This is a genomic window from Streptomyces sp. NH27 (genome assembly GCF_056859195.1).
On sequence record NZ_JACEGK010000575.1, the window covers coordinates 1 to 4,835 of the forward strand.

The 4,835-nt window shown below is 68.1% G+C and carries 5 protein-coding genes and 1 tRNA gene; 4 read left to right on the forward strand and 2 right to left on the reverse strand.

What is annotated here, in order from left to right:
* A partial coding sequence (locus AC13HU_RS32205; RefSeq protein WP_483045518.1) for a GatB/YqeY domain-containing protein occupies positions 1–347 on the reverse strand: 347 nt, incomplete at its 3' end.
* A 277-nt stretch (positions 348–624) separates the two neighbouring features.
* Between AC13HU_RS32205 and AC13HU_RS32210 the strand changes: the two genes are divergently transcribed.
* The 3 genes from AC13HU_RS32210 (at position 625) to AC13HU_RS32220 (ending at position 3,137) form a co-directional block, all read left to right on the forward strand.
* The gene (locus AC13HU_RS32210) at positions 625–1,548 is read left to right on the forward strand and encodes a metallophosphoesterase (protein WP_483045519.1); all 924 of its coding nucleotides are present in this window, start codon (positions 625–627) and stop codon (positions 1,546–1,548) included.
* 95 nt (positions 1,549–1,643) lie between these two features.
* Positions 1,644–1,717: transfer RNA gene (locus tag AC13HU_RS32215), tRNA-Pro, on the forward strand.
* 922 nt (positions 1,718–2,639) lie between these two features.
* The gene (locus AC13HU_RS32220; RefSeq protein WP_483045520.1) at positions 2,640–3,137 is read left to right on the forward strand and encodes a hypothetical protein; all 498 of its coding nucleotides are present in this window, start codon (positions 2,640–2,642) and stop codon (positions 3,135–3,137) included.
* 185 nt (positions 3,138–3,322) lie between these two features.
* Here AC13HU_RS32220 and AC13HU_RS32225 read toward each other — a convergent pair whose 3' ends face one another.
* Positions 3,323–3,619: a hypothetical protein gene (locus AC13HU_RS32225; RefSeq protein WP_483045521.1), complete on the reverse strand. Its 297-nt coding sequence runs from the start codon at positions 3,617–3,619 to the stop codon at positions 3,323–3,325.
* 629 nt (positions 3,620–4,248) lie between these two features.
* On the opposite strand from AC13HU_RS32225, the gene AC13HU_RS32230 reads away from it, so the two are divergent.
* Positions 4,249–4,812 carry an SUKH-4 family immunity protein gene (locus tag AC13HU_RS32230; RefSeq protein ID WP_483045522.1) on the forward strand — a complete coding sequence of 188 codons (564 nt, stop codon included), beginning with the start codon at positions 4,249–4,251 and terminating at the stop codon, positions 4,810–4,812.
* Positions 4,813–4,835 lie beyond the last annotated feature (23 nt).

Genomic DNA, 4,835 nt, shown 5'->3' on the forward strand with positions numbered 1-4,835 from the left:
GCCCCCGACTCCTCGATCGCCGACCGTACGATCCCTGCCAGCTCCGCGTCGTCCAGCTGCTTGGGCAGGTACTCGGCCAGCACCTCGCCCTCCTCCCGCTCCCGCTGCGCGGACTGCTCCCGGCCGCCCTGCGCGAACGCCTCCGCGGCCTCCCGGCGCTTCTTCGCCTCCCGGGCGATCACCTTCAGCACCTCGTCGTCGGAGAGCTGCCGGGCCGTGGTGCCCGCCACCTCCTCCTTCGTGACGGCGCTGAGGGTCAGCCGGATCGTGGCCGAGCGCAGCTCGTCGCGGCTCTTCATCGCGGCGATCAGGTCGTCGTGCAGTCGCTGCTTGAGGGTCGTGGTCATAGGGCGATTTTCGCACCCCGGCGCGGCGGGTGCGCCGTATTGACCTCGCAGCGGCTGCTCCCGCGCGATCGGGGTGGCTCCGTACGCCTCGTCGTACGCCTGTCGCATGCCTGTCGCATGCCTGTCGTACGCCGTCCCTCGTTCGACGTAAGGCTGTACCCCGGCGGACGTAAGGCCGTACCGCGTCCGGTCTAAGGTCTTCCCGTAGTCGTCGTACCGTCGTACCGCAGCCGTACCAGCGGCACACCTGGGATGCCGACTCTGACACGATGGACGCATGCGCGCGCGATACGGAATCCCCCTCGGTGTGACGGCGGCAGGCGCGGCCTGCGTGGCTTACGCGGCAGGTTTCGAGGCGCGGTCCTTCCGCCTGCGCCGGGTGGAGGTGCCGGTGCTGCCGGAGGGAATGCGGCCGATCCGCATCCTCCAGTTGTCCGACATCCACATGGTCTCCGGCCAGACCAAGAAGCGCCGCTGGTTGCAGTCCCTCGCCGGGCTGCGCCCCGACCTCGTGGTGAACACCGGCGACAACCTCTCCGACCCCACCGCCGTCCCCGAAGTACTCGACGCCCTCGGCCCCCTGCTCCGCTTCCCCGGCACGTACGTCTTCGGCTCGAACGACTACTACGGCCCCAAATTCCGCAACCCCGGCCGCTATCTGGTCGAGAAGGCCCGCGGCCAGCACGGGCTCAACGGCAAGAGCACCAGCGCCCACGGCGTCATCCGCAACCCCTGGGGCGACCTGCGCGACGCCTTCGACGCGGCCGGCTGGGTCGGTCTGAGCAACACCCGCGGCCGGCTCAAGCTCGACAACGGGGCCGTGCTCGGCCTCACCGGCCTGGACGACCCGCACATCAAGCGCGACCGCTACGCAGCCGTCGCCGGCGGCCCCGACCCCGACGTCGACTTCAACCTCGCCCTCGTCCACGCCCCCTACCTCCGGGTCCTGGACGCCTTCACCGCCGACCGCTACCCCCTGATCCTCGCCGGCCACACCCACGGCGGCCAGGTCTGCATCCCCTTCTACGGTGCCCTCGTCACCAACTGCGACCTCGACACCGACCGGGTCAAGGGGCTCTCCACCCACACCGCCACCGGCTCCACCTCCTACCTCCACGTCTCCGCGGGCTGCGGCGCCAACCGCTTCACCCCGGTCCGCTTCGCCTGCCCCCCCGAGGCCACCCTCCTCACCCTCACCTAGGGCTGCCGCACGGGCCTCCGCGTTCTCCCCCCGGCCGCCCCCGAAACCGGATTTCGCCTCCGGCTCCGGGTCCGCTAGAGTAATCCACGTTGCACCGGGGTGTGGCGCAGCTTGGTAGCGCGCTTCGTTCGGGACGAAGAGGCCGTGGGTTCAAATCCCGCCACCCCGACGGTATAGCAGCAGGTCAGGGCCCTGATCCTTCCGAGGATCGGGGCCCTGAGTCGTTCCCGGGGGCGTCTTGGGAGCCATTTGGGAGCCGAGTGCGGAAACCGGCTCCTGGGGCGCGAGGGGTACAGGTGGGCGGAACGCCTGAGACGGCCCCCGTGACGGCGCTACCGTCGCCCCCCGTCCCCATGGATTCGTTCTCCGGGCCGGGTGGGGGAAGTATGCGCGGGACAGATCAGCGAGAGCAGCGGCATCCGTCCGGGACGGGGGCCGCGATGACTTCCGAGCCCCTGATAGCCGGCGAGGTACCGCTGACCGAGGTCATGGCCCGGCTTCAGCAGAACCGCCCAGCCTTCCACTCCGAAGCGGACTTCCAGCACAGCTTCGCCCGAGTCCTGTGGGAGCTGGCCCCCGGGATCCAGTCGCGGCTGGAAGTACGGCAAGGAAGGCACCGGCCCGTCGACCCACACAGCCATCGAGTTCAAGTACCGCACGGCGAAGTGGACCGGCACCGCCGGAGCCACCCCGAAGCAGTACGCGCTGAAGTCCCGCTCAGCCCCTGACCTGGCCCGCCTCGGGTTCGTCTCCGACATCGCCCGCCTCGAACGCTTCGCCCGCCCCGACCAGAACGTCCTGGCTCTCCTCATCACGAACGAGCCCGGCCTGTGGACACCCCGGAAAGAGGGCAGCAAGCCCACCCGGGACCGCGACTTCCGCATCCACGAAGACCGCGCCCTCGCAGGCCAACTCCTCTGGGGCGGCGGCGACTACGAGCCGAACACCCGAACCCTCCGCGGCACCTACCCCCTCAACCTGGCAGCCGTACTCCCTGCAAGACGGCCCTCGGGGCGACTTCCGCTACCTCGCCGTCTTCACCGACCCGAAGCCCAGCCAAGGCTGACAGTGCGCTTTGGCATCATGCCCGCATGGACTTCGAGCTTGATCCACCTACCGGTGTCGGACCACTGCAGATCGGCATGCCTCGGCAAGCTGCCAACACCGTGCTGGACTCGCTCCGCGATCTCTCCGCGCTGTCGGATTCGGACCGGCCGGGACAACACGTCTTCCGCCCGAGCGGGTTGACGATCAGCGTTCACTGCGTGCGAGGTGCCCTCGAAGCGGTCGAACTTGGACGGCCGACGGTTACAACGGATCGGGTGACGTTCCGCGGTCGGGATCTGTTCTCCTCACCGGCCCGCAAGGTCGTCGAAGTCCTGCGCGAACACACCGAAGTCAAGGAAGACCCGGACGACCCGGCCTCGTTCGTCGCACCGGATCTGCTGCTGAGCCTCTGGCGTCCCTTCGAAGCTGATGACGAACCGGAGGACGAGCAGGGCTACTACTTCAGCTCCGTCCTCATCGCACGGCCCGGCTACTACGACACTCCTGCCCAAGCCGAGGAACGACTCCGCCGGACTCGCTGATCGTCGTCGTCCACCCGACCGAGCGCTGATGGAGCGTCTTGGATCCGGCTCTGCCCGCAGTTTCGTGAACGGTCTGGTAGTGATCAGCGCTCACGTACGAGGGCAGGAAAGTGCAAGCCCTCTGATCGCACCGCCGCAGGCACGTCATGTGCTCGCAGGTGCCGTCCAGCCCTGAGCGCTTCGCTCTACCAGGCATTCCAGAGCCCGCCGTGACGGTGGCGGGTCGGAGGGATATCAGCGTCGTCAAGGTCGTGACCGGCACGGTGCAGTCCGCGGATCCGCTGCGCTTCGAGTCGTCCCTGAAGTCGGGCCCGGCCTTCAGCCGTGGCGATCTCGGTCGAGAAGGAGCCGCCTCTGCAGTAGAGCACCATCCACTGCCAGGAGGTGATCCGGTGCGGCAGTTTCGTAGGGGCAGGGCGACGGCCTCCGCGGGCGGCCCGGGCCAGTTCGGCGTGCGTAAAACGCAGGTCGTACAGGGACATGGATTCCGACGCACCTTCTTGGACGCGGAGTCGCCTGGGAGTCGTGCGGACGGTTCTGGACATCGAGAGCCTCCGTAGGCCCCTCTGGACTCTCCAGAGGTACCTACGGTGGGTGCGAAGTGGTCAGCACCACTCAGCCCCTCTCCGGTCAAGACGATCCACCAGCAGCACAGTAGTCGCGCGGAGGCATGGGGCCCGAAAATATTCTGCCCGCCCGCCGCTGCCATCCCATACCGCTCCGAGAGCCTTCACGAAACTGCGGCAGGGCCAGAATCGCCGATCTTCATCAACCTCGGCCACGCACAAGGTCACCCCGGCGAGCACGGCGGCCCTCCATAGCGATCCAAGCGTCCTGACGAGCGCGCGAGGCCGTGGCGACGCGGCCGGCGCCTGCCTCGCGGGGGGGGCAAACAGGGTGGCGTTCCGTCCGGGGTTGACGGGCTTGGGGTGGCGTGGTGTAGCGGGCACCACACCTCCTGGCCGACCAGCCACCGTCCTCGCAACTCCCTGGCGTTCCCCGGCCTCGCCGCAGTCCTGCGGTGCTACAAACACTTTGTCCGCTCCACGTTGGAGACCGCGTACAACAGGATGCGAACGGGGTCAGCATCAGCGGCTATCGGAGGAGTTCAGTGACGCGCTTTTACGAGGACCTGGCGTACGAGGATCTGTGCGGATGGGCCGGAGAGGAGCACGTGGAACGTGCCGACCCGGACGTTATCCGTGACTGGGATCTGCCGGACGCGGACAAGGCCGTCCTGACGACGGTGGGCGTACCGCACCTCTCCTACCTCGTGTCGCGTACGTGTCTGCGCGACACCAACCGTCCGATGATCCGGACGGACAGCGGCAACCCGCTGTATCCCCTTACCGAGTTCTGGGATCCCCTCTTCCCCAACAGAGTCTGGGGGCTCTTCGGAGCAGAGCCCGGGACCGGGTTCGTCCATCACGTCGGAGCGCACGGGGTGTCCCGCCACGCGAACTCCTCCGTGGTCCTGTGGGTCCAGTGCCTGCACCACTACGGGCTCCGAACAGAGACCAGCGACCTCCTGCTCGACCCCGACTCGCACGAGGAGGACGACGTACTGGCCGAACTGGAGCGCCTCAAGGGTGAACTGGGCGAATTCGACCCGGCCGCAGTCGGCGACTCCAACGACCAACTATGGGCCGTTCACCTCGATCGCTGGCTCTGGTAGAAGGCAACTGCCCCGTAGTGGTC

Excerpts from the sequence above, each read along its gene's own strand:
- AC13HU_RS32210 (WP_483045519.1), top strand. The coding sequence starts at position 625 with ATGCGCGCGCGATACGGAATCCCCCTCGGTGTGACGGCGGCAGGCGCG.
- AC13HU_RS32220 (WP_483045520.1), top strand. The coding sequence starts at position 2,640 with ATGGACTTCGAGCTTGATCCACCTACCGGTGTCGGACCACTGCAGATC.
- AC13HU_RS32225 (WP_483045521.1), bottom strand. The coding sequence starts at position 3,619 with ATGTCCCTGTACGACCTGCGTTTTACGCACGCCGAACTGGCCCGGGCC.